We start from the raw sequence: 20573 nt of genomic DNA on the forward strand, positions 1-20573 counted from the left end.
GTTGTGCGCTATTTCTCTGGCCCCCCGCCACCATCCCGGGGCGGGGGGCTAATAATATCTGACCCGCCGCCCCCCTACCGCCGCGCGACGCCCGGCCCCCCCCCCCCCCGCGAAACCGGGGTCGGGCGATTCTCCGCAGCGTGCGGAGACTCGCCCGACCTGGGCCAAAGCGCCTGATTTCGCGGATCAGCCCGCGCGACAGGCCGCGGTGCGGGCGCAAACCGTGGTCGACAAACAGCATTATCTCGACACGGGTCTGACACCACTGCGGTGCCAGACGTGCTCGGCGCAGGTGCTGGTGCGCAAGGCGAGCCAGCACCAGACCTCGGTGCAGTGGACCGAACGCCCCGACGCGCACTGCCCGGTCTTCGCGCAGATGTCCGCACACGGTGCGCGGCCGGGTCGGCCGGAATCGTGTCCGTCACTGGAGAAGTCGATCAAATGGGCCGTCGATGAGGGTGTCCTCGAAGTCGGCGAATAGTCAGCTGAACGGTGTGTGCGGGCGATCCTGGAGCACACCGTCGAGGTAGATGTCGACCTTCTCGTTGTAGAAGCACGCCAGGCCTGCCACCTTCTGGCTCTCCGGCAGCGGTGTGCGATAGATCCAGACGATGTCGGAGTGTTCGGTGTCGTCGACGCGCACATTCCAGTAGTCGGCGGTGCCCTTGTACGGGCAGCTGGTGTGGGTGTCCGACGGGGTGAGCAGATCCATCCTGACATCGGTCAGCGGCAGGTAATACCGTGCGGGCAAACCGGTTTCGAACAGAATGCGCGGCGATTGCGAGTCCGCGACGGTGACCCCGTCGATCTCCACCCGCACGTTCCGTGAGCTGCCGAGAATGTCGACGCGCGAATACGGATCGCGCGGATGGACGAAGATCTGCTCGTCTTCCTCGAACCAGTCGAACGCGGCGATATCGAGTCGCACAGCGTCTTTCAGCTCCGACAGTGGCGAGTCGAGATAGCGCAGCGCCGCACCGTCGGCCCGCAGGCCCTCGACCGCCACGTCGTAGCCCGTCGCCTCGCCGCGGCTGGGGGAGTGCTCGGTGATCCCGTTCGGATCGAGATCGGCGTGCACATCGGTGAGTGGCACGTAGTAGGTCGGGTAGTAGGGGATTTCCCAGACCAGCAGCGGCCGCACGGTGTCGGCCACCAGTTTCCCGCGCAGATAGACCCGTACTCGCTTCTGCCCGGTCTCAACCTTGACACGTCCACGTCGGTCCTCGGTCATGCACCAACGCTACCCGAATTCCAAACCCCGAACCCGGACCGGCGGGGCCGCGAACTCGAGCGCGCCAGCGCTCCGAAAATAGAGTTCAATCGCCGACGGTGATGGCCTGTGCTTCCTCGACGGAGTGCGGGGCGGGGTCGTGGTCGTCGATGTGGGCGAGCGCGTCGCGGCCGATGAACAGGACCGCGACCGCGGCGGCCGTGCAGACCGCGCCGAGCCAGAACGGCAGCGACATATTGTGCTCGCCGAGCTTGCCCGCCACCCAGGGCGCGGCCGCACCGCCACCGAACCGGACGAAGCTGTAGGCCGCCGACGCGGTCGACCGCTCGACCGGCGCCGAGATCATCACGGCCTCGGTGATCAGCGTGTTGTTCACGCCGAGGAACGCACCCGCGATCACGACGCCGACGATCAGCACGATCTTGTGCTCGGTGAACATCCCCATCACCGCAAGGTCGATCGCGAACAGGGCAAGCGACAGGGCCATCATCGGCAGGGAACCGAAGCGCGCCTGCAGTTTCGGGGCGAGGAATACCGAGGACACGGCGAGCAGGATGCCCCAGCCGCAGAAGATGAAGCCGATCGCGTAGGTGCCCATGTCCAGCGGGAACGGGGTGAACGCGAGCAGGGTGAAGAAGCCGAAGTTGTAGAGCAGCGCGGTGACGCTGACGGTCAGCAATCCCCTGTGCCGCAATGCCTTGAACGGCGCGGTGATCGAGGTCGGATGCGCAGCCTTCGGCATCTCGGGCAGGAGCACGACGATCGCGATGAAGGCGACGGCCATCAGCACCGAAACCCCGAAGAACGGACCACGCCAGCTGATTCCACCGAGCACGCCGCCCAGCAGCGGGCCGGTCGCGATGCCGATTCCGAGCGCGGCCTCGTAGAGGATGATCGCCTTGGCGACACCGCCGGTGGCCGCGCCGACGATGGTGGCCAGCGCCGTCGCGATGAACAGTGCGTTGCCCAGACCCCAGCCCGCGCGGAAGCCGATGATCTCGCCGATGCTGCCGGACATACCGGCCAGCGCGGCGAACACGATGATGATCGCCAGCCCCGACAGCAGCGTCTTCTTCGCGCCGAAGCGGCTCGAGATCACGCCGGTGACCAGCATGGCGACGCCGGTGACGGCCATGTAGCTGGTGAACAGCAGCGACACCTGCGACGGCGTCGCGTTCAGCTGTTCACCGATCGGCTTGAGAATGGGATCGACGAGGCCGATGCCCATGAACGCGATGACGCTCGCGAAGGCGACGGCCCAGACAGCCTTCGGCTGGCCGGACGGGGAGATGGCCGCGGCGTTCATAGGCGCTCCTGTTGCATCACTGATGACCGCGGGCAACCGCGCGAAGGGCTGTCAGCAGGTCGTTCATGTCGGTATCGAGGCGGATCAGCCGATCGAGATCGAAATCGGCGAGTCCGGGTGCCATGGCGGCGGCGAACGCGCGCCTGGCCTCGGTGAGGCGGGACCGGCCGGCCGGGGTGAGCTCGACGAGCGCTGCCCGGGAATCGTGCGGGTCCTTGGTGCGGGTGGCGAATCCGTCGGTGACGAGTCGGCCGATCAGCGCCGTTGCCGCCGGTTGGGAACATCTGTCGATCCGGGCGAAATCGCTTACCCGCAGACCGCCGTGCTCGTCGAGCACGGCAAGGGCCCGCAGGACCGCGCGGGGCAGATCGTCGTTGCTGATCGCCCCGGCCAGTCGGGTGAGCCGACCAGCAGTGACCAACAGGTCGACCACGATGTCGTCCGCGGATGGCTGCTGTGTCTGCTTCACGAGGGGTAATATTACATAAGCTAACTATCTAATTCTAGGCGGGTCGGCCCCATGGGCTGGTGAAACGGCGCACAACATGCCGAAAGCCCCTGGTCGCGGGGCTGCGACCAGGGGCTTTCGGTGAATTCGGCTAGGCCGCGACGGGGCGTCTGCCGGTGCCGAACAGCTCGGCGGTGGCGTGCGCCCGCTTGAAGTACAGGTGGGCGTCGTGTTCCCAGGTGATGGCGATGCCGCCGTGCAGCTGGATGGTCTCGGCAGCCACCGTGGAGAAGGTCTCGGTGCAGTGCTTGCGGGCGACCCAGGCGTCCTCGGCGGCCGACGGGCTGTCCTCGGCGACCGCCTTGGCGGCGGCCTGTGCCACCGATTCGGCCGACTCGACCAGCACGTACATATCGGCCATCCGGTGCTTGAGCGCCTGGAAGCTGCCGATCGGGCGACCGAACTGCACGCGTGATGCGGTGTATTCGACCGTCATCTCGAGGCAGCGCCTGGCAGCGCCGACCTGCTCGGCAGCCAGTGCCGCCCAAGCGATTTCGCGCAACCGGCGGCGCAGCGCCACCGGGTCGCCGGTGCCGATCCGGGTGGCGGGGGCATCGGTGAAGGTGATGGTGGCGAGTTTGCGGGTGGGGTCGAGCGCGGGAGTCGCGGTGACGGCGACGCCGGGTGCGTCCGCTGTCGTCTCGAACAGCCCGTCGTCGGTGAGTACCAACAGCAGGTCGGCCTGCGCGCCGTGCAGTACGTAATGGGCTGCGCCGCTGAGCTTCCCATCGGTCACGCCGACTCCGGCCGAATCCCAGCCGTCGGCGTCGGCCCAGCACAGAGCCGCGGTGCGTGACCCGTCCGCCAGATCGGGCAGCAGCCGGGCGCAGGAGGGTTCGTCACCGGCCAGCAGAATCGCCTGCACCCCGAGCACCGCCGACCCGAGCATCGGCACCCCGCCCAGCGTGCGCCCCAATTCGCCGACGACCATGAGTGATTCGACCAGCCCGGCGCCCGCGCCGCCCCACTGTTCCGGCACCGCGAGCGCGGCTACCCCGACCTGCTCGCACAGCATCCGCCACAACTTCGGGTCGTACCCGAGGTCGGTGTCCATCGCGGTCCGCAGCGCGGCCGACGGGGCGTGCTTGTCGAGCAGGGCCCGCACCGAGGTCCGGAATTCGAGTAGTTCATTCGATGACATGGGTTCCTCCTCAGACCGCTGCGGCGTCGCGCAGGGCCGCGGCGATGCGGGCGCGATGGAAATCGGCGGTGCCCCACGCTGTCCGCAGCGCGGCGACCTTGGTCAGCCACAGGGACAGGTCGAATTCCGCGGTGTACCCGATGGCGCCGTGTACCTGAAGCCCCGCGCGTGCGGCACGGTGAGCCGCGTCGCCACAGGTCACCAAGGCTGCCGAGACGTCACGGGCGCGGTCGTTCGATTCCAGCGTGAGCGCCGCGCGGTACAGCAGCGGTTCGGCCAGATCCAGGGCGATCAGCACATCGGCGAGTTGCTGTTTCACCGCCTGGAATTCACCGATCGCGCGACCGAACTGCTTGCGCTGCTTGGCATAGGACGTGGTCTGTTCGAGAATCGACCGGCCGGCGCCGAGCAGCTGTGCGGCACAGGCCAGAACGCCGACATCGAAGGCGTAGTCGATAGCGGTTTCGACCTCGGGGCCATCGGCGATCAGTTCATCGGCCGTGACGGGGAACAGTTTGCGCGCGGGGTCGATCGAAGTCACCGCACCCGAGCCGGACGCGCCGAGTGTCAATCGACCGTCGGCGGCCACCAGCACCGGCTCGGCGCTGTCGGCGTCGAGGGCGATGCCGCGCTGCGGCTCGAAGGTGATGGTGCCGAGCGCGCCGCCGCTCGCGAGCGCGGGCAACCACCGCTGGGCTGGCGCGTCATCCGGAAGGCGTTGCAGCAGTGCCGGAATCACGGCGGCGGACTCGATCACCGGACCGGGCGCGGCGCCGCGGCCGAGTTCGATCAGCGCGACGACGAGATCGACGGGCGTCGCGTCCGCCCCGTCGTACTTCTCGTCGACGATCAAGCCGAACACGCCCATGTCGGCGATCTGCCGCAGCAGCGCGCGCCCCTTGGTGGTGTCGCCATCCGCCCAGGCCCGCACCGCGGCGGGCACCTGTCCGGCATCGAGAATCTTGCGGAGCTCGGTGGCGAAGTCGAGCTGTTCGGTACTGAGCGCGAATCTCATCGCAGACCTCCTGTGTTGAAGTACGCGTTCATCGCTTGCTCTCGCGAGGCAAGCCGAGAATGCGCTCGGCGATGATGTTGCGCTGGATCTCGTTGGTGCCCGCGTAGATCGGGCCGGAGAGCGAGAACAGATACCCGTCGGTCCAGTTGCTGCGCTGCTCGGCGGCCGAGCCCAGCAGGTCGAGCGCTGTCTCGTGCATCGCGATGTCGAGTTCGGACCAGTACACCTTGGTGATCGACGATTCCGCGCCGAGCTGGCCGCCGTCGGTGAGCCGGGTGACGGTCCCGAAGGTGTGCAGGCGGTAGGCCTCGGCGCCGAGCCAGGCGTCGACCACCGAGTTCCTTGCCGCGGTGTCGCTCGGGTCGGCCGTCTCCTCCCACAGGTCGATGAGCCGCTGCGCGGTGGCGCTGAACCGGCCGGGGCTGCGCAGCGAGAGGCCACGCTCGTTGGACGAAGTCGCCATCGCGACCCGCCAACCCTCGTTCACCCCGCCGATCACATCGTGGTCCGGCACGAAGACGTCGTCGAGGAAGATCTCGGCGAAGCCGGGTTCGCCGTCGAGCTGGGGGATCGGCCGTACGCTCACGCCCTCGGCGGTGAGCGGGAACATCACGTAGGTGAGCCCGTGGTGACGTTGCGCGTCGGGGTCGCTGCGGAACAGGCCGAAGGACCAATCCGCGAAGGACGCGCGGGAACTCCACGTCTTCTGGCCGTTGAGCAGCCAGCCGCCTTCGGTGCGCCGAGCGGTAGAGCGCAGGCTCGCGAGGTCGCTGCCCGCCTCGGGCTCCGACCAGGCCTGCGCCCAGATGTCGTCACCACGCGCCATCCGCGGCAGGATCCGCGCCAGCTGTTCTGGGGTGCCGTGCTCGAACAGGGTCGGCGCGAGCAGGAAGATGCCGTTCTGCGCGACCCGCCCCGGTGCGCCGGCGGCGTAGTACTCCTGCTCGAACAGCACCCACTCGAGGATCGACGCGTCACGCCCGCCGAACTCGCGCGGCCACGACACCGCGGACAGGCGGGCCTCGGCCAGCTTCGCCTCCCACGCACGATGGGCGGCGAAGCCTTCCGCTGTATCCATCGACGGCAACGGTTCCGCCGGCACGTTGGCCGCGAGGAACTCGCGTACCTCCAGCTGGAATTCCCGGGCAGCCGGGTCGATCTCGAGATCCACTTACTTCGTCCCGTTCTGTTCGGTAGCGGTGGCGGCGCTCTTCATCGAGCGGGCGTTCATCCCGCCGAGGGAATCGGCGCCGACCTCGGCGTTGTGCGCGTGCGCGAAATGATGCAGCCCGAAGACCGAGTCCATGCCGGTGCGCATGCCCATCAGATCCTCGGCCTGGTTGACGGCCTTCTTGGTGAGCGCCAGCCCGAATTGCGGCATGGCGGAGATCTTCTCGGCGAGCCCGAACACCTCGGCTTCGAGGTCCTCGCGCGGCACGACACGGTTGACCATGCCCCACTCCTTGGCCTGCGCCGCCCCGAACCGATCGCCGGTGAACAGGAACTCCTTGGCCGCGCGCGGACCCATCACCCACGGATGCGCGAAGTACTCCACACCCGGAATGCCCATCCGGACCACCGGATCGGAGAAGAACGCGTCATCGGAGCAGACGATCAGATCGCACACCCAGGCCAGCATCAGCCCGCCCGCGATGCACGCGCCCTGCACCATCGCCACCATCGGCTTGGGGATTTCCCGCCAGCGCCTGCACATGCCGAGATACACCTCGGACTCGCGCGCGAATCGCTGATCGCCACCGGGGCGGTCGAGGTGGTCCCACCACAGCGCGGCCTTGTTCTCGTAGTGCACATCGTGGTCGCGACCGGGTGTACCGATGTCGTGCCCGGCGCTGAAGTGTTTTCCGTTGCCGGCCAGCACGATCACCTTGACCTCGGGATCCTCGACCGCGCGCACGAAGGCGGCATCGAGGGCGTAGGTCATCTTCGAGTTCTGCGCGTTGCGGAAATCGGGCCGGTTCATGGTGACGACGGCGACCGATCCGCGCACCTCATAGGTGACGACCTCGGTCTCGGTTTCGGAACTCACGACTTCTCCTCACGTAGCTCACGCTTGAGCACTTTGCCCGCGGCGCTGTAGGGCAGCTGGTCGCGGAACTCGACAAGCCTGGGCACTTTGAAATTCGCCAAGGTGCTCGCGGCGAAGGCGATCACCTCGTCCGCGGTCAGCGCCGATCCGGCCTTGCGGACGACAACGGCCTTGCCGACCTCGCCCATCCGCTCGTCGGGCACGCCGATCACCGCCGACTCGGCGACACCGTCGAGCCTGGCCAGGGTCTGTTCGATCTCGGCGGGATAGACGTTGAATCCGCCGGTGATGTACATGTCCTTGAGCCGGTCGGTGATCTTGAGGTAGCCGCGCTCGTCGACGATGCCGATGTCGCCGGTGTGCAGCCAGCCGTCGGCGTCGATGGCCTCGGCGGTGGCCTCGGGGTCGTCGAGGTAGCCGATCATCACGTTGGGACCGCGCAGCAGCACCTCACCGGCCTCGGACAGGCGCAGTTCGAACCCGGCGATCGGTCCGCCGCAGGTGTTGGCGATGGTTTTCGCGTCGTCCTCGGGCCGGCACATGGTGCCGAAACCCGCCGATTCGGACAGGCCGTAGGCGGTAATGACCACCTCGAAGGCGAGATCGTCGCGCATCCGCTCGATCAGTACCACCGGCACGGTCGCCGCGCCGGTCACCGCCACCCGCAGCGAGGTCAGGTCGCGCTCGGCGCGCTGGGGATGGGAGAGGATGGTCTGGTAGATCGTGGGCGGACCGGTGAGCACGGTGATCCGCTCGGACTCGATCAGCGCCAGCGCCGCGGGCACGTCGAAGGTGGCCTGCGGCACGATCGTGGCCCCGGTGACCAGGCACGCGAGAATGCCCGCCTTGTAGCCGAAGTTGTGGAAGAACGGGGGGATCACCAGGTAGCGATCGCCCGCGCGCAGGGTCGAGCATTCCACCCAGCCGCGCACCACATCGAGGGCCTGCCGGTGCGCGACGAGCGTGCCCTTGCTGCGGCCGGTGGTGCCGGAGGTGAACAGGATGTCGGCGATGTCGTCGGGGTCGACCTGGTCGGCCCGCTCCTCGCCGGTCGCTTCGGAGACCGTCTCGGCCTGCGCGAGCAACTCCGCCCACGTCACCGTTGTCGGTGCCGCCGCGCTGGGGGATGCCTCGACCGGGAGGACGACGACGGTGCCGATACCCAGCTCCGGTGCCGTCGCCACGAGTTCCGCGGCCCGATCGCGACCGAGGAACGGACCGGCGACGAACAGCGCCTTCGCGTCCACGCGGGTCAGCACATCGACGGCCTCGGCCGCCACATAGCGGGTGTTCAACGGAACCAGCGCGGCCCCGACGGAATGCGCGGCCAGCGCGGCGATCACCCAGTGGTGGGTGTTGGGCGCCCACATGGCGACCCGGTCGCCGGGGGCGATGCCGCGCGCGATCAGGGCACGCGCGGCGATGCGGACCTGGTCGAGCAGTTCGGCCCAGGTCAGGCGGGTCGCGCCGTCGACAAGGGCAGGCTCGTGCGGATGCGCCGCGGCGATGTGTCGCAGCGCCTGCGGGGTGGTTTGTGCAGGGGATGTCACGGGGTCCTCACCGTAGTGCGGTTCGCTGTTCTTCCGAAGCAGCTAACAAAGCAAGTGCTTGGTAGGTTATCCTATCGGCGTGGGCGTGATCCAGACCTCAGATTCCGATACCGCGACCTCCGACGCGGAGTTTTGCGCGGAAATACGCGATTGGCTCGCCGAAAATCTTTCGGGCGAGTTCGCTGACCTGCGCGGAACCGGCGGACCCGGCCGCGAGCATGAATTCTTCGAAGAGCGGCTGGCGTGGGATCGCCACCTCGCGAAGGCGGGCTGGACCTGCCTCGGCTGGCCGGTCGAATACGGCGGCCGCGGTGCGAGTGTGCGCCAGCAGGTGATCTTCCACGAGGAATACGCGAAGGCCGACGCTCCCGCGCGGGTCTCGCACGTGGGTGAGGAACTGCTCGGCCCGACACTGCTCGCCTTCGGCACCGAGGAGCAGAAGAAGCGCTTCCTCCCCGGTGTCCGCTCGGTCGGCGAGCTGTGGTGTCAGGGCTACTCCGAGCCGGGCGCCGGTTCCGACCTCGCCGCGGTGAGCACCACGGCCCGGCTCGAGGGCGACAAGTGGGTGATCAACGGCCAGAAGATCTGGACCTCGCTCGCCCACGTCGCCGACTGGTGCTTCGTGATCGCCCGCACCGAACGCGGCTCGACCCGGCACAAGGGCCTTTCCTACCTGCTGGTCCCGATGAACCAGCCCGGCATCGAAGTGCGCCCGATCGAACAGCTCACCGGCACTTCCGAATTCAACGAAGTGTTCTTCGACAACGCCGTGACCGATGCGGACCTGGTCGTCGGCGAACCGGGTGACGGCTGGCGAATCGCCATGGGCACCTTGACCTTCGAACGCGGTATCTCCACCCTCGGCCAGCAGATCCGCTTCGCGCGTGAGCTCGCCGATATCGAGGACTTCGCACGGCGGACCGGCGCCGCCGCCGACCCGCTGATCGCCGACCGCCTCGACCGCGCCTGGGTCGGACTCAGGGTGCTGCGCGCGCACGCGCTGCGCACCATGAGCGAAGACCACGACGATTCGGGCGGCGCCTCGGTGTCGAAGCTGTTGTGGGCCAACTGGCATCGCGACCTCGGCGAACTGGCCATGGCGGTGCAGGGCGCCGCCGGCCTGATCACCGGTCCCGACGACATGACCGCATGGCAGCGGCTGTACCTGTTCAGCCGCGCCGACACGATCTATGGAGGTTCGAACGAAGTGCAGCGCAACATCATCGCCGAGCGTGTGCTCGGCCTGCCGCGAGAGGCGCGCCCGTGAGCGAGCAGACCTATTCGGGCGCGAACAAGTCGCTGTCGATCGCGCCGGCCTCGATCCCCGGACACGGCCTGCTCGCAGGCCGGACGGCCGTGATCACCGCCGCCGCGGGCACCGGCATCGGTTCGGCCACCGCGCGCAGGCTCCTCGAAGAGGGTGCCGACGTGGTGGTCTCGGATTGGCACGAGCGCCGCTTGACCGAGACCGCCGAGCTGCTGGCCAAGGAGTTCCCGGAGCGCCGGGTCGGCGCAGTGGTGTGCGATGTCCGTGACAGCGCGCAGGTCAACCAGCTGCTCACCGATGCCGCCGCCGAACTCGGCCGGATCGACATCATGGTCAACAACGCGGGCCTCGGCGGTGAGACCCCCGTGGTCGACATGACCGACGAGCAGTGGGACCAGGTTCTCGACATCACCCTCACCGGCACCTTCCGCTGTACTCGTGCGGCGCTGGGATACTTCCGCGGCGCGGGCCACGGCGGCGTGATCGTCAACAATGCCTCCGTCCTCGGCTGGCGCGCCCAGCACGGCCAGGCGCACTACGCCGCCGCCAAGGCCGGAGTGATGGCGCTGACCAGGTGCAGCGCGGTCGAAGCCGCCGAGTTCGGGGTGCGGATCAACGCTGTCGCACCGAGCATCGCCCGGCATCCGTTCCTGGACAAGGTGAGTTCGACCGAGCTGCTCGATTCGCTCAGCGAGCGTGAGGCCTTCGGTCGCGCCGCCGAGCCTTGGGAAGTAGCGGCAACGATCGCCATGCTGGCCAGTGACTACACCTCGTATCTGACCGGCGAGGTTGTCTCGGTGAGCAGTCAGCGCGCATGATCGCCGTGGCGGGTTCCCGGAAACCAAGCAAGTGCTTGGTTGTACGATGACGGGTGTGACCGCTCCCGACACCGTGAAACGCACCCGCCGCGCCGAGCTGCTCGACCTCGCCGCCGGCCTGTTCGCCGAGCGTGGGTTGCGTGCCACGACAGTGCGCGACATCGCCGACTCGGCGGGCATCCTCTCCGGAAGCCTCTACCACCACTTCGATTCCAAGGAATCGATGGTCGACGAGATCCTGCGCGGCTTCCTCGATGACCTGTTCGGCCGCTACCGCGAGATCGCGGCCGCCTCGCTGAGTTCGCGAGACACCCTGGAGGCCTTGGTCATCGCCTCCTACGAGGCCTTCGACCGGCACCACGCCGCGGTCGCGATCTACCAGGCCGAGGCCAAGAACCTGCGCGACGTCGCACGTTTCGCCTACATCCGTGACTTCAACATCGAGTTCCGCGATCTGTGGCACCGGGTGCTCGCCACCGGCGTCGCCGATGGCAGCTTCCGCCCCGAACTCGACGTGGAACTCGCGTTCCGCTTCCTGCGCGACACCGTGTGGGTGGCGGTCCGCTGGTACACCCCCGGTGGTCCGATCACCGTGAAAAACCTTGCCCAGCAATATCTCACCATCGTGCTCGACGGGCTCACCCTGCCCGGGAGCACCACGCCATAGGAGTTCCCCGATGACCGCACCCGCCGAGCGCCGCCCCTACACCCCGTTGCGGGAGGCCTATGTGATCGATGCGGTGCGTACCGCGGTCGGCAAGCGCAATGGCGCGCTGGCCGGCGTGCACCCGGCCGACCTCGGCGCCGCCGCCCTGCGCGGGCTCATCGAGCGCACCGGCATCGACCCGGCCGTCGTCGACGACGTGATCGTCGGCTGTGTCGACAATGTCGGTCCGCAGGCAGGCAATATCGGCCGCACCATGTGGCTCACCGCGGGATACCCCGAAGAGGTTCCCGGGGTCACCGTCGACCGGCAGTGTGGTTCCAGCCAGCAGGCGGTGAACTTCGGCGCGCAGGCCATCATGAGCGGCACCGCCGAGGTGATCGTCGCGGCGGGCGTGCAGAACATGAGCGCCATCCCGATCTCGGCCGCCATGCTCGCGGGCAAGGAATACGGCTTCGACTCCCCGTTCGTCGGCTCCACCGGCTGGGACGAGCGCTACGGCACCGGCGAGGTCTCGCAGTTCCGCGGCGCCGAACTGATCGCCGAGAAGTGGGGTATCACCCGCGAGGACATGGAGCAGTGGGCGCTACGCAGCCACGAACGCGCCCGCGCCGCCATCGCCGAGGGCCGCTTCGAGGCCGAGATCGTGCCGGTCGGTGACTTCAAGGTCGACCAGGGCCCGCGCGAGACCAGCCTCGAGAAGATGGCGACCCTGCAACCGCTCGGCGAGGGCAGCCCGCTCACCGCCGCTGTCGCCAGCCAGATCTCCGACGGCGCCAGCGCGACCCTGCTCGCCTCCGAATGGGCGGTCAAGGAGTACGGCCTCACCCCGCGCGCCCGCATCCACCACGTCAGCGCGCGCGGCGCGGACCCGATCTTCATGCTCAGCGCCCCGATTCCGGCGACCCAGTGGGCACTCGAGAAGACCGGTCTGACCATCGACGACATCGACGTCATCGAGATCAACGAGGCCTTCGCGCCCGTGGTGCTGGCCTGGATCAAGGAGATCGGCGCCGATCCGGCGAAGGTGAATGTCAACGGTGGCGCCATCGCGCTCGGCCATCCGCTCGGCGCGACCGGCGCGAAGCTGTTCGCCACCCTGCTGCACGAGCTCGAGCGCGTGAACGGCCGCTACGGCCTGCTCACCATTTGTGAAGGTGGCGGCACGGCCAACGTGACCATCATCGAGCGCCTCGACGCCGACACGAAGTAGGTCAGCTGGTGGACCGGCTGCCCCACCACTGCCCGCACCGGATACGCACCTGATGCCGGACCCGGCCGACAACACTGCGAGTACGCCGCAGTGTTGTCGGCCGGACCGCATCCCGGCGGGCGCGGGTCGTCGGCCTACGATCGGCATGGTGAAGGTGCTCGGTGCATGCCCCCTGGACTGCCCTGACGCGTGCTCGTGGGTGGTGACCGTCGAGGACGGGGTCGCCACCGGGCTGCGGGGGAACAAGGAACATCCGGTCACGCGCGGCGCGCTGTGCGTGAAGGTGAACCGCTACCTCGAGCAGGTCGGTGCGCCGGATCGGCTCAGGTATCCGATGCGCCGGGTCGGGCCGAAGGGGTCGGGGCGGTTCGAGCGGATCAGCTGGGACACCGCGCTCGACGAGATCGCCACGCGGGTCACCGGCATCATCGACGAATTCGGTGGTGAGGCGGTCTGGCCGTTCCACGGCACCGGCAGTCTGGGCTATCTCCAAGGGCTGGAAGGCTTTCCGGGACGCAGGATGTTCAACCTGCTCGGCGCGTCGCACCACGCGCCGACCATCTGCTCGGTCGCGGGCGGCACGGGCCTGCGCTACACCCTCGGCACCTCCGGCGGCATGGACCCCGAGGACTTCGCGAAGTCGAAGCTGATCCTGCTGTGGGGCACCAATCCGCTCAGTTCCGGCCACCACCTGTGGAAATTCATCCAGGACAGTGGCGCCTACCTGGTCTCCATCGACCCCATCCGCACCAAGACCTCCGAGCGCTGCGACGAACACCTCGCCCCGCTGCCCGGCACCGATGCGGCGCTGGCGCTCGGGCTGCTGCACGTGGTGGTCTCGCTGGGCGCCCAGGACACCGAGTTCATCGCCGAGCACACCGAGGGCTGGCCCGAATTCCGGGACCGTATCGAGGAATTCACGCCCGAACGGGTCGCCGCGATCACGGGGCTGCGACCGGAGCAGATCATCGCGCTCGGTGAGCGGATCGCCCGCACCAGGCCGACTGCCATCCGCGCGTCGCAGGGTATGCAGCGGCATGCGGGCGGTGGCATGGCGCTGCGGGTGCTCGGCTGCCTGCCCGGTGTCACCGGCGACTGGGCCATACCCGGTGGGGGACTGCACTATTCGACGAGCGGCCACTTCCGCCTCGACGACGCCGCGCTGCGTCGCGACGACCTGCTGCCGCAGCCGGTCCGCACCCTCTCGATGACCAGGCTCGGCGAAGCCCTGCTCGAGGCCGACGGTCCGCCGGTCAAGGCACTGTTCGTGATCGGTGCCAACCCGGTGGGTTCGAATCCCGATCAGCGTCGCGTGATCGAGGGCCTGTCCCGCGAAGACCTGTTCACCGTGGTCCTCGAGCACTTCGGGACCGACACCGTCGACTACGCCGACATCGTCCTGCCCGCCACGATGCAGCCCGAGCACCTCGACGTGATCGCCGGTTACGGGCACCTCTATCTGATCTGGAACGAACCGGCCGTCGAGCCGCCCGGCGAATGCCTGTCCACCACAGAGACTTTCCGTCGGCTCTCGCAGCGCTTCGGCCTCACCGAGCCCGCGCTCTACGACTCCGACGAAGAGCTGGCCAGGCAGCTGTTGAAGGGTTACGACCTCGAACGCCTCCGCGCGGACGGGTTCCTGAAGGTGCAGGCCGGTCCGGTCCCGGCGGGCAAACTCCAGTTCGTCTCCGCCAGAGCGGAACTCGCCGGACACGACCCCCTGCCGTCCTACACCCCACCCGCCGACCCCGGCGACGGCTTGGTGCTGATCTCCGCCGCCTCGCACTACTTCCTGAACACCAGCTTCGGCTCCAATCCCGAATTACGGCGCCGTGCAGGCGAATCCAGCATCGCGCTGCACCCCGATGACGCCGCCGCACGCGGAATCGCCGACGGCGCCGCGGTGGTCGTGTCCAATGCCCGCGGTTCCTTCGAGGCCGTCGCCGAGATATCGGACCGGGTGCGCCCCGGCGTCGCGGGTACGACCAAGGGCCGCTGGGCCAAGTTCACCGGCGGCGCCACCGTGAACGCCACCATCGCCGAGCGCGATTCGGACTACGGCGGCGGCGCGGTCTTCCACGACAACCGGGTCAGCGTGACACCGCGATGACAGCGAAAAGCGCCGGACCCGGGCGCGTCTCGAGGACGTCGCACCTGGTCCGGCGCTTCGGTCACCCGGCGAGCTCGACGGTTGCTCCAGGCCGTCGAGTCGGGGCGAGTTCGGGCGCGGTCAGCGAGGGTCGGCAGCGGGCTCGCTGGTCAACGCGCTGACCGCCGCGATCCGGGCCACCGCGTCGGTGACGATCTGGTCGATCAGTTCCGCCACCGTCGGCAAGCTGTCGATGATGCCGGTGACCTGACCCGCGGGCAGCACGCCCGCATCGGTGCGTCCCTCGACGAGACCCGCCTTGGTCAGCATCGCCGAGTTCGCCGCCATCACGACCTGAGACCAGCTGAGGTCCTTGGTCTTGCGCATCGCCAGGCCGTCGCGCATCAGCGTCGACCACTTCATGCCGGTCATGCTCTTGAACTTGGCCGCGTTGCCCACCGCCGCCGACAGCCCGCGCCAGCCGCCGGAGTGTTCCAGCTTCTCGACCAGTTCGGTGTTCAGCATCCGGTGCGGCATCCCGTCGACCTTCACCGACACCACCGTGTCTCCGAGGCCGCGCGCCAGGTACTCCTGCTTCACGGCTTCGGGAACGGTGCTCTCCTGGGTGAGCAGGAAGCGGGTGCCCATCGCGACGCCCGCCGCACCGTAGGACAGCGCGGCGGCGAGGCCGCGACCGTCGAAGAAGCCGCCCGCCGCGATCACCGGAATGTCGACGGCGTCGAGCACCGACGGCAGCAGCAGCGTGGTGGCGACCGGGCCGGTGTGACCGCCGCCTTCGCCGCCCTGCACGATCACCGCGTCGGCGCCCCACGAGGCCACCTTCACCGCGTGCTTGGCCGCGCCGATCGACGGAACAACCACCACCCCGGCATCTTTGAGCCGGGCGATGAGTTCCTTCTTCGGCGCCAGCGCGAACGAGGCGACCCGAACCTTTTCCCGGATGAGCAGCTCGATGCGCTCGGGAGCGTCGGTGGCGTCGGCGCGGATGTTCACGCCGAAGGGCTTGTCCGTGAGCGACTTGGTCTTGGCGACCGCCGCCTCCAGCTCCTCGAAAGTCATGGTCGCCGAGGCGAGAATGCCAAGTCCGCCCGCGTTGGCGGTGGCCGCGACCAGGCGAGGACCGGCGACCCAGCCCATCCCGGTCTGCACGATGGGATGCTCGATCCCCACCAGCTCGGTCAGCGGGGTCCGCAGCCGCGCGCTCACGCCGCCACTTCCTTCTCACGGAAACCCTTGGGGTCGAGCACGGTTCGGATGATCCGCAGCTCTTCCTCGGTGGGCAGCCTGGTCTCGCCCGCTTCGCCCAATTCGGCGATCTCGAAGGAGGTGTTCTCGGCGACCTCGGCCGGACTCACACCCGGGTGCAGCGACAGTGCGCGCAGGGTGTGATCGGGGCCGTTGAAGTCGAACACACCCAGGTTGGTCACCACACGATGCAGGTGATGGAAGCGGTACGCCGGATTCTCGGGATCGATACGGTCGTAACCGATTCCGGAGATGATGTCGACCTTGTCGACGAACACCCGGTTGTTGTGCCTCGGCACGAAGTAGCTGGTCGCGTGGTTGATGGTGTTGCCCGGCGCGCCACGCACACCGAACATCTGCCGCGACGGCTGCTGGAGCGGACCGAAGGCCGACAGATTCTGGTTGCCGAACCGGTCAATCTGGTTGGCACCCATCACCACATGACGACGGCCCGAGGCGACCACATCGAACACCCGGGAGAACGGAATCCAGCCCTCCACAGGTGCTTTCGCCCCGATCGCCGGTACCTCGGCGAAGAACAGCGCCTCACCGTCGGACAACAGTAGATCGGGTTCGAAGGTGAGCCGGGCCAGCCGCGCACCGATGGTGGTGACGGTCGACATCGGGCTCGCCATGATCTCGCCCGCCCCACGGAAGATCTCCGCCGCCGCGACGACACAGATCTCGGCACGGGTAACGGTTCCGCTGTGCACTGCGGCATTCATAGCTTCTGCTCCTCGGCGAAAGTGGCGACGGCGGACTGGTATTCGTCCTCGGAGACGTCGAGGTAGCGAGCCTTGAACTCGGCCCACGACTCCGGCGTCTTCGCGGCCGCCACGTAGTGCTTCTGAAACTTCTCGTCGCGCCCGTAGCTGCCCGCGAAGGTGAAGTGCGCGCCGCCGGGCGACTCGACCACACCGTCGACCAGCATGCGGTTGAGGATGATCGCCTGTTGCGGAACGGCTTTCACCAGCTCCTCGGTCTCGACGATGCGATCCACCGAGACGTAGCGGCGCTCCGCGGCAAGGCAGTACAGATCGTCGAAATACGGATCGACGCCCGTGTACGCCGCGTTGCCGTGCTTGTCGGCCAGATCCAGGTGCACGAACGACGCGTCGAGATTCAGCGCGGGCATCGCGACCAGGGTTTCGACGCGACCGTCGGCGGCGGGGTACGGCGACGGGACGGTCTTCAGCTCGCCCTCCCAGAAGTCGAGCACCGCCGACCCGAGCCCGGCCCGGATCGGCAGGAACGGCAGCCGCGCCGCGGCCGCTTGCAGCCCGCACTTCACCATCCCCTCGTCCATCTCGCGCACGGTGATCGCGCCCTCGGTGCGTGCCTTCGCGAACCACGGGTCGTAGAACGGCGCCGAATCCAGCGACACGAACCCGTAGTACGCCTTGCGGACCTTGCCCGCCGAACACAGCAGACCCAGATCCGGGCCGCCGTAGGTGACCACGGTCAGATCGGTGACATCGGAACGCAGCAGCGCGCGTACCAGCGCCATCGGCTTGCGTCGCGAACCCCAGCCGCCGATCCCGATGGTCATGCCGCTGCGCAGCTCACCGACCACCTCATCGAGGGTCATTCTCTTGTCGCGCATGGCGTTCAGCTCTCCTTCTTCTGCGCGGCGAGATCGTCGTCGAAGCGCGCCCTGATCTCGTCGGCGACACCGGCGAGGTTGAGCTCCATCGTGAAGCCCTGTTCGTAGCGGTAGGAACGATGCACGTCCTGCACGTCGATGCCGTTGAGCGCGCGTTTGGCGGCACGGATCACGCGGCCGTCCTTGTTCGCGATGTTCTTCGCGACTTCCATCGCGGCGGCGTCGAGTTCGGCGCGCGGCACCACCTTGTACACCGAACCGAAGTGGTGCAGCTGCTGGGCGGTGAGCTTGCCCGCGGTATAGAACATGGTGCGCATCAGGTGCTGGGGGACCAGCCGCGCCAGGTGCGTGGCGGCGCCGAGCGCGCCACGGTCCACTTCGGGCAGACCGAAGGTGGCGTCGTCGGAGGCGACGATGACGTCGGAATTACCGACCAGGCCGATGCCGCCGCCGAGGCAGAAGCCGTTCACGGCGGTGACCACGGGCACCTCGCAGTCGTAGACCGCGGCGAAGGCCTCGAAGCAGCCGTGGTTGGCGCGGATCAGCGCGGTATGGCCGACGTCGGCGTTCATCTCCTTGATGTCGACGCCCGCGTTGAACCCGCGGCCTTCCGCGCGCAGCACGACCACCCGGGTCTCCTGGTTGCGGCCCGCTGCCCTGACGGCTTCGGCCAGTGCGAACCAGCCGTCCGAGGGCAGGGCGTTGACCGGCGGGTAGTCGACTGTGACGACCTCTACCCCGTCGGCTTCGGTGTGACGGTTTATCCCCATCGCGATGTCTCCTCGTGCACGCCTCGGCGAACCCGAGACAAAGCAAGCAATTGCTTGGTAGGTTAACACGGTGGCTGTAGAAATCGACCTTTCCGAGCAGATCGTTCTGGTGACAGGTGGTGTGCGCGGCGTCGGCGCCGGTATCAGCCGGGCCTTCCTCGCCGCGGGCGCGACCGTGCTGACCTGCGCGCGCAGACCGGCCGACGAGCCGATAACGGTGGCCGATCGCAGTACCGAACACCTCACCTGCGATGTGCGCGATGTCGACGCGGTGGCGGCGATGTTCGCCGAGATCGTCGCCAGGCACGGCCGGATCGACCATGTGGTGAACAACGCCGGTGGCGCGCCGTTCGCGATGGCCGACGCCGCGAGCCCCAAATTCCACACCAAGATCGTGGAGCTGAATCTGCTCGCGCCCCTGCTGATCTCCCAGCAGGCCAATGCGCTGATGCAAAAGCAGGATTCGGGCGGCTCGATCGTGATGATCACCAGCGTGAGCGGGCACCGGCCCTCGCCGGGCACCGCCGCCTACGGCGCGGCCAAGGCGGGCCTGGACAACCTCGCGTCCTCGCTGGCCGTCGAGTGGGCGCCGAAAGTCCGGCTCAACTGCGTCGTCGTCGGCCCGGTGGAAACCGAACTCAGCCACCTGCACTACGGCGACGCCGACGGAGTGGCCGCCGTCGCGAAGACCGTCCCGCTCGGCCGTCTCGCCCGCCCGACCGACGTCGGCAACGCCGCCCTCTTCCTGGCCTCACCCCTTGCCGCGCATATCAGCGGCGCGACCTTGCTCGTCCACGGCGGCGGCGAACGCCCGGCCTTCCTCGACGCCGCCAACGCGAACAATCAGTGACCTTCCCGACCGGACCGACCCCGCGGCGTCAGCTGCCGACAAGTACAGGAGTTTTGAGATGGACAACCAGTTGATCTGCGCCGGACGCACGGTGATCGTGACCGGCGCGGGCCGGGGAATCGGCCGCGCGCACGCGCTCGCCTTCGCCGCCGCGGGTGCCCGCGTGGTGGTCAACGATGTCGGCACGGCGCTCGACGGCGCCGCAACGACCGAGACCCCCGCGCAGCAGGTTGTCGACGAGATCGTCGCGGCCGGTGGCGAGGCCGTCGCCAACTACGACGACGTCGCCGATTGGGAAGGCGCTCGCCGCCTGATCCGGCAGGCCGTCGACACGTTCGGTGGGCTCGATGTGCTGGTCAACAACGCGGGCTTCGTGCGCGACCGCATGCTGGTCAACCTCGGCGAGGACGAGTGGGACGCCGTGGTTCGCGTGCATCTCAAGGGCCACTTCGCCACCATGCGGCACGCGGCCGAGTACTGGCGGGCCGAGTCGAAGGCGGGCCGCCCGGTGGACGCCCGCGTGATCAACACCAGCTCCGGTGCCGGGCTGCAGGGCAGCGTCGGCCAGGGCAATTACGGCGCGGCCAAGGCGGGTATCGCGGGTCTCACACTCACCGCGTCGGCGGAGTTCGGGCGCTACGGCGTGACCGTGAACGCCATCGCCCCCGCCGCCCGCACCCGGATGACCGAGACGGTCTTCGCCGACACCATGGCCGCTCCCGGCGCTGGCTTCGACGCGATGGCGCCGGAGAACATCTCGCCGCTGGTCGTGTGGCTCGGCAGCACCGAATCCGCCGGGGTGACCGGCCGGATGTTCGAGGTAGAGGGCGGAAAGGTCGCGCTGGCGCAGGGCTGGCTCCATGGTGCCCCGGTCGATCGCGGCGCCCGCTGGAACCCCGCCGAGCTCGGTCCGGTCGTCAAAGAACTGATCGAGAAGAGCACTCCGCCGGAGCCTGTTTACGGCGCATAGCTAACTCTGAGATGTGCAGGCCGGGAAAAGTCCCCGGCCTGCACTTATGGCATGTCACACACGTCCAGGGGGCTGGACGACTCTTGCTCTCCGCTGCGGGCATGTGGCCGTGGGTTTACTATGGGCTACTGTTCGTCGATCCCGGAATGTGTCGCGACCGGGGGTAATTCTGCGCTGAAAAACTAAGGGGATGATCTAGCGCATGGCCATTGGTCGCATGTTGCGCGTGTTTGCCGCTGCGAGTGTGCTGGCCGGCTGTGCGCTA

20 protein-coding genes are annotated in these 20573 nt (G+C 68.2%); 8 read left to right on the forward strand and 12 right to left on the reverse strand.

Going from position 1 to position 20573, the window contains the following annotated elements:
* Positions 1-223 precede the first annotated feature (223 nt).
* The gene (locus ACFWPX_RS25985) at positions 224-481 is read left to right on the forward strand and encodes a hypothetical protein (protein WP_378929817.1); all 258 of its coding nucleotides are present in this window, start codon (positions 224-226) and stop codon (positions 479-481) included.
* On the opposite strand, the gene ACFWPX_RS25990 is transcribed toward ACFWPX_RS25985, so the two are convergent.
* From ACFWPX_RS25990 to ACFWPX_RS26025, 8 genes are all read right to left on the reverse strand, one after another.
* On the reverse strand, positions 482-1231 hold the full coding sequence (locus ACFWPX_RS25990) for a DUF427 domain-containing protein (RefSeq protein ID WP_378929819.1): 750 nt from the start codon (positions 1229-1231) through the stop codon (positions 482-484). It abuts the gene before it with no gap.
* 85 nt (positions 1232-1316) lie between these two features.
* The gene (locus ACFWPX_RS25995) at positions 1317-2537 is read right to left on the reverse strand and encodes an MFS transporter (protein WP_378929821.1); all 1221 of its coding nucleotides are present in this window, start codon (positions 2535-2537) and stop codon (positions 1317-1319) included.
* Positions 2538-2553: 16 nt separating this feature from the next.
* A complete protein-coding gene (locus tag ACFWPX_RS26000; protein WP_378913793.1) occupies positions 2554-3006 on the reverse strand; it encodes a MarR family winged helix-turn-helix transcriptional regulator in 453 nt (150 codons plus the stop codon).
* A gap of 130 nt (positions 3007-3136) precedes the next feature.
* Positions 3137-4186: an acyl-CoA dehydrogenase family protein gene (locus ACFWPX_RS26005; RefSeq protein WP_378929823.1), complete on the reverse strand. Its 1050-nt coding sequence runs from the start codon at positions 4184-4186 to the stop codon at positions 3137-3139.
* Positions 4187-4196: 10 nt separating this feature from the next.
* A complete protein-coding gene (locus ACFWPX_RS26010) occupies positions 4197-5201 on the reverse strand; it encodes an acyl-CoA dehydrogenase family protein (RefSeq protein ID WP_378929825.1) in 1005 nt (334 codons plus the stop codon).
* 28 nt (positions 5202-5229) lie between these two features.
* Entirely contained in the window at positions 5230-6372 is a 1143-nt protein-coding gene (locus ACFWPX_RS26015) for an acyl-CoA dehydrogenase family protein (protein ID WP_378929827.1), read from the reverse strand.
* Complete coding sequence (locus ACFWPX_RS26020; RefSeq protein ID WP_378913797.1) at positions 6373-7248, reverse strand: enoyl-CoA hydratase; 876 nt, start codon at positions 7246-7248, stop codon at positions 6373-6375.
* Positions 7245-8798 carry a FadD3 family acyl-CoA ligase gene (locus ACFWPX_RS26025; protein ID WP_378929829.1) on the reverse strand — a complete coding sequence of 518 codons (1554 nt, stop codon included), beginning with the start codon at positions 8796-8798 and terminating at the stop codon, positions 7245-7247. The genes ACFWPX_RS26020 and ACFWPX_RS26025 overlap by 4 nt, the downstream gene beginning before the upstream one ends.
* 79 nt (positions 8799-8877) lie before the next feature.
* Here ACFWPX_RS26025 and ACFWPX_RS26030 point away from each other — a divergent pair, with 79 nt between their 5' ends.
* The 5 genes from ACFWPX_RS26030 (at position 8878) to ACFWPX_RS26050 (ending at position 14870) form a co-directional block, all read left to right on the forward strand.
* Positions 8878-10065 carry an acyl-CoA dehydrogenase family protein gene (locus ACFWPX_RS26030; protein ID WP_378929831.1) on the forward strand — a complete coding sequence of 396 codons (1188 nt, stop codon included), beginning with the start codon at positions 8878-8880 and terminating at the stop codon, positions 10063-10065.
* Positions 10062-10883, forward strand: a complete 822-nt coding sequence (locus ACFWPX_RS26035; protein ID WP_378929833.1) for an SDR family oxidoreductase — start codon at positions 10062-10064, stop codon at positions 10881-10883. The genes ACFWPX_RS26030 and ACFWPX_RS26035 overlap by 4 nt, the downstream gene beginning before the upstream one ends.
* A 46-nt stretch (positions 10884-10929) precedes the next feature.
* Complete coding sequence (locus ACFWPX_RS26040; RefSeq protein WP_378913801.1) at positions 10930-11550, forward strand: TetR/AcrR family transcriptional regulator; 621 nt, start codon at positions 10930-10932, stop codon at positions 11548-11550.
* A gap of 46 nt (positions 11551-11596) precedes the next feature.
* Positions 11597-12760, forward strand: coding sequence for an acetyl-CoA C-acetyltransferase (locus ACFWPX_RS26045; RefSeq protein WP_378930010.1), 1164 nt, complete (start codon positions 11597-11599; stop codon positions 12758-12760).
* 145 nt (positions 12761-12905) lie between these two features.
* The gene (locus tag ACFWPX_RS26050) at positions 12906-14870 is read left to right on the forward strand and encodes a molybdopterin-dependent oxidoreductase (RefSeq protein WP_378929835.1); all 1965 of its coding nucleotides are present in this window, start codon (positions 12906-12908) and stop codon (positions 14868-14870) included.
* Between the two features lie 120 nt (positions 14871-14990).
* Here the strand turns inward: ACFWPX_RS26050 and ACFWPX_RS26055 are convergent, their stop codons facing one another.
* From ACFWPX_RS26055 to ACFWPX_RS26070, 4 genes are read right to left on the reverse strand one after another with little or no spacing between them, the layout of a single operon-like run.
* A complete protein-coding gene (locus tag ACFWPX_RS26055; RefSeq protein WP_378929837.1) occupies positions 14991-16076 on the reverse strand; it encodes an NAD(P)H-dependent flavin oxidoreductase in 1086 nt (361 codons plus the stop codon).
* Positions 16073-16840 carry a CoA-transferase subunit beta gene (locus ACFWPX_RS26060; RefSeq protein WP_378929839.1) on the reverse strand — a complete coding sequence of 256 codons (768 nt, stop codon included), beginning with the start codon at positions 16838-16840 and terminating at the stop codon, positions 16073-16075. The genes ACFWPX_RS26055 and ACFWPX_RS26060 overlap by 4 nt, the downstream gene beginning before the upstream one ends.
* Positions 16837-17727, reverse strand: coding sequence for a CoA transferase subunit A (locus ACFWPX_RS26065; RefSeq protein WP_378930012.1), 891 nt, complete (start codon positions 17725-17727; stop codon positions 16837-16839). The genes ACFWPX_RS26060 and ACFWPX_RS26065 overlap by 4 nt, the downstream gene beginning before the upstream one ends.
* The gene (locus tag ACFWPX_RS26070; RefSeq protein ID WP_378913807.1) at positions 17724-18488 is read right to left on the reverse strand and encodes an enoyl-CoA hydratase family protein; all 765 of its coding nucleotides are present in this window, start codon (positions 18486-18488) and stop codon (positions 17724-17726) included. Before ACFWPX_RS26070 ends, ACFWPX_RS26065 begins: the two co-directional genes overlap by 4 nt.
* A 70-nt stretch (positions 18489-18558) precedes the next feature.
* Between ACFWPX_RS26070 and ACFWPX_RS26075 the strand changes: the two genes are divergently transcribed.
* On the forward strand, positions 18559-19338 hold the full coding sequence (locus tag ACFWPX_RS26075; RefSeq protein WP_378929841.1) for an SDR family oxidoreductase: 780 nt from the start codon (positions 18559-18561) through the stop codon (positions 19336-19338).
* Positions 19339-19396: 58 nt separating this feature from the next.
* Positions 19397-20308: an SDR family oxidoreductase gene (locus ACFWPX_RS26080; RefSeq protein ID WP_378929843.1), complete on the forward strand. Its 912-nt coding sequence runs from the start codon at positions 19397-19399 to the stop codon at positions 20306-20308.
* The last annotated feature ends 265 nt before the right edge of the window (positions 20309-20573 follow it).

The sequence above is a fragment of the Nocardia sp. NPDC058518 genome, from assembly GCF_042719655.1.
Classification (GTDB): domain Bacteria; phylum Actinomycetota; class Actinomycetes; order Mycobacteriales; family Mycobacteriaceae; genus Nocardia.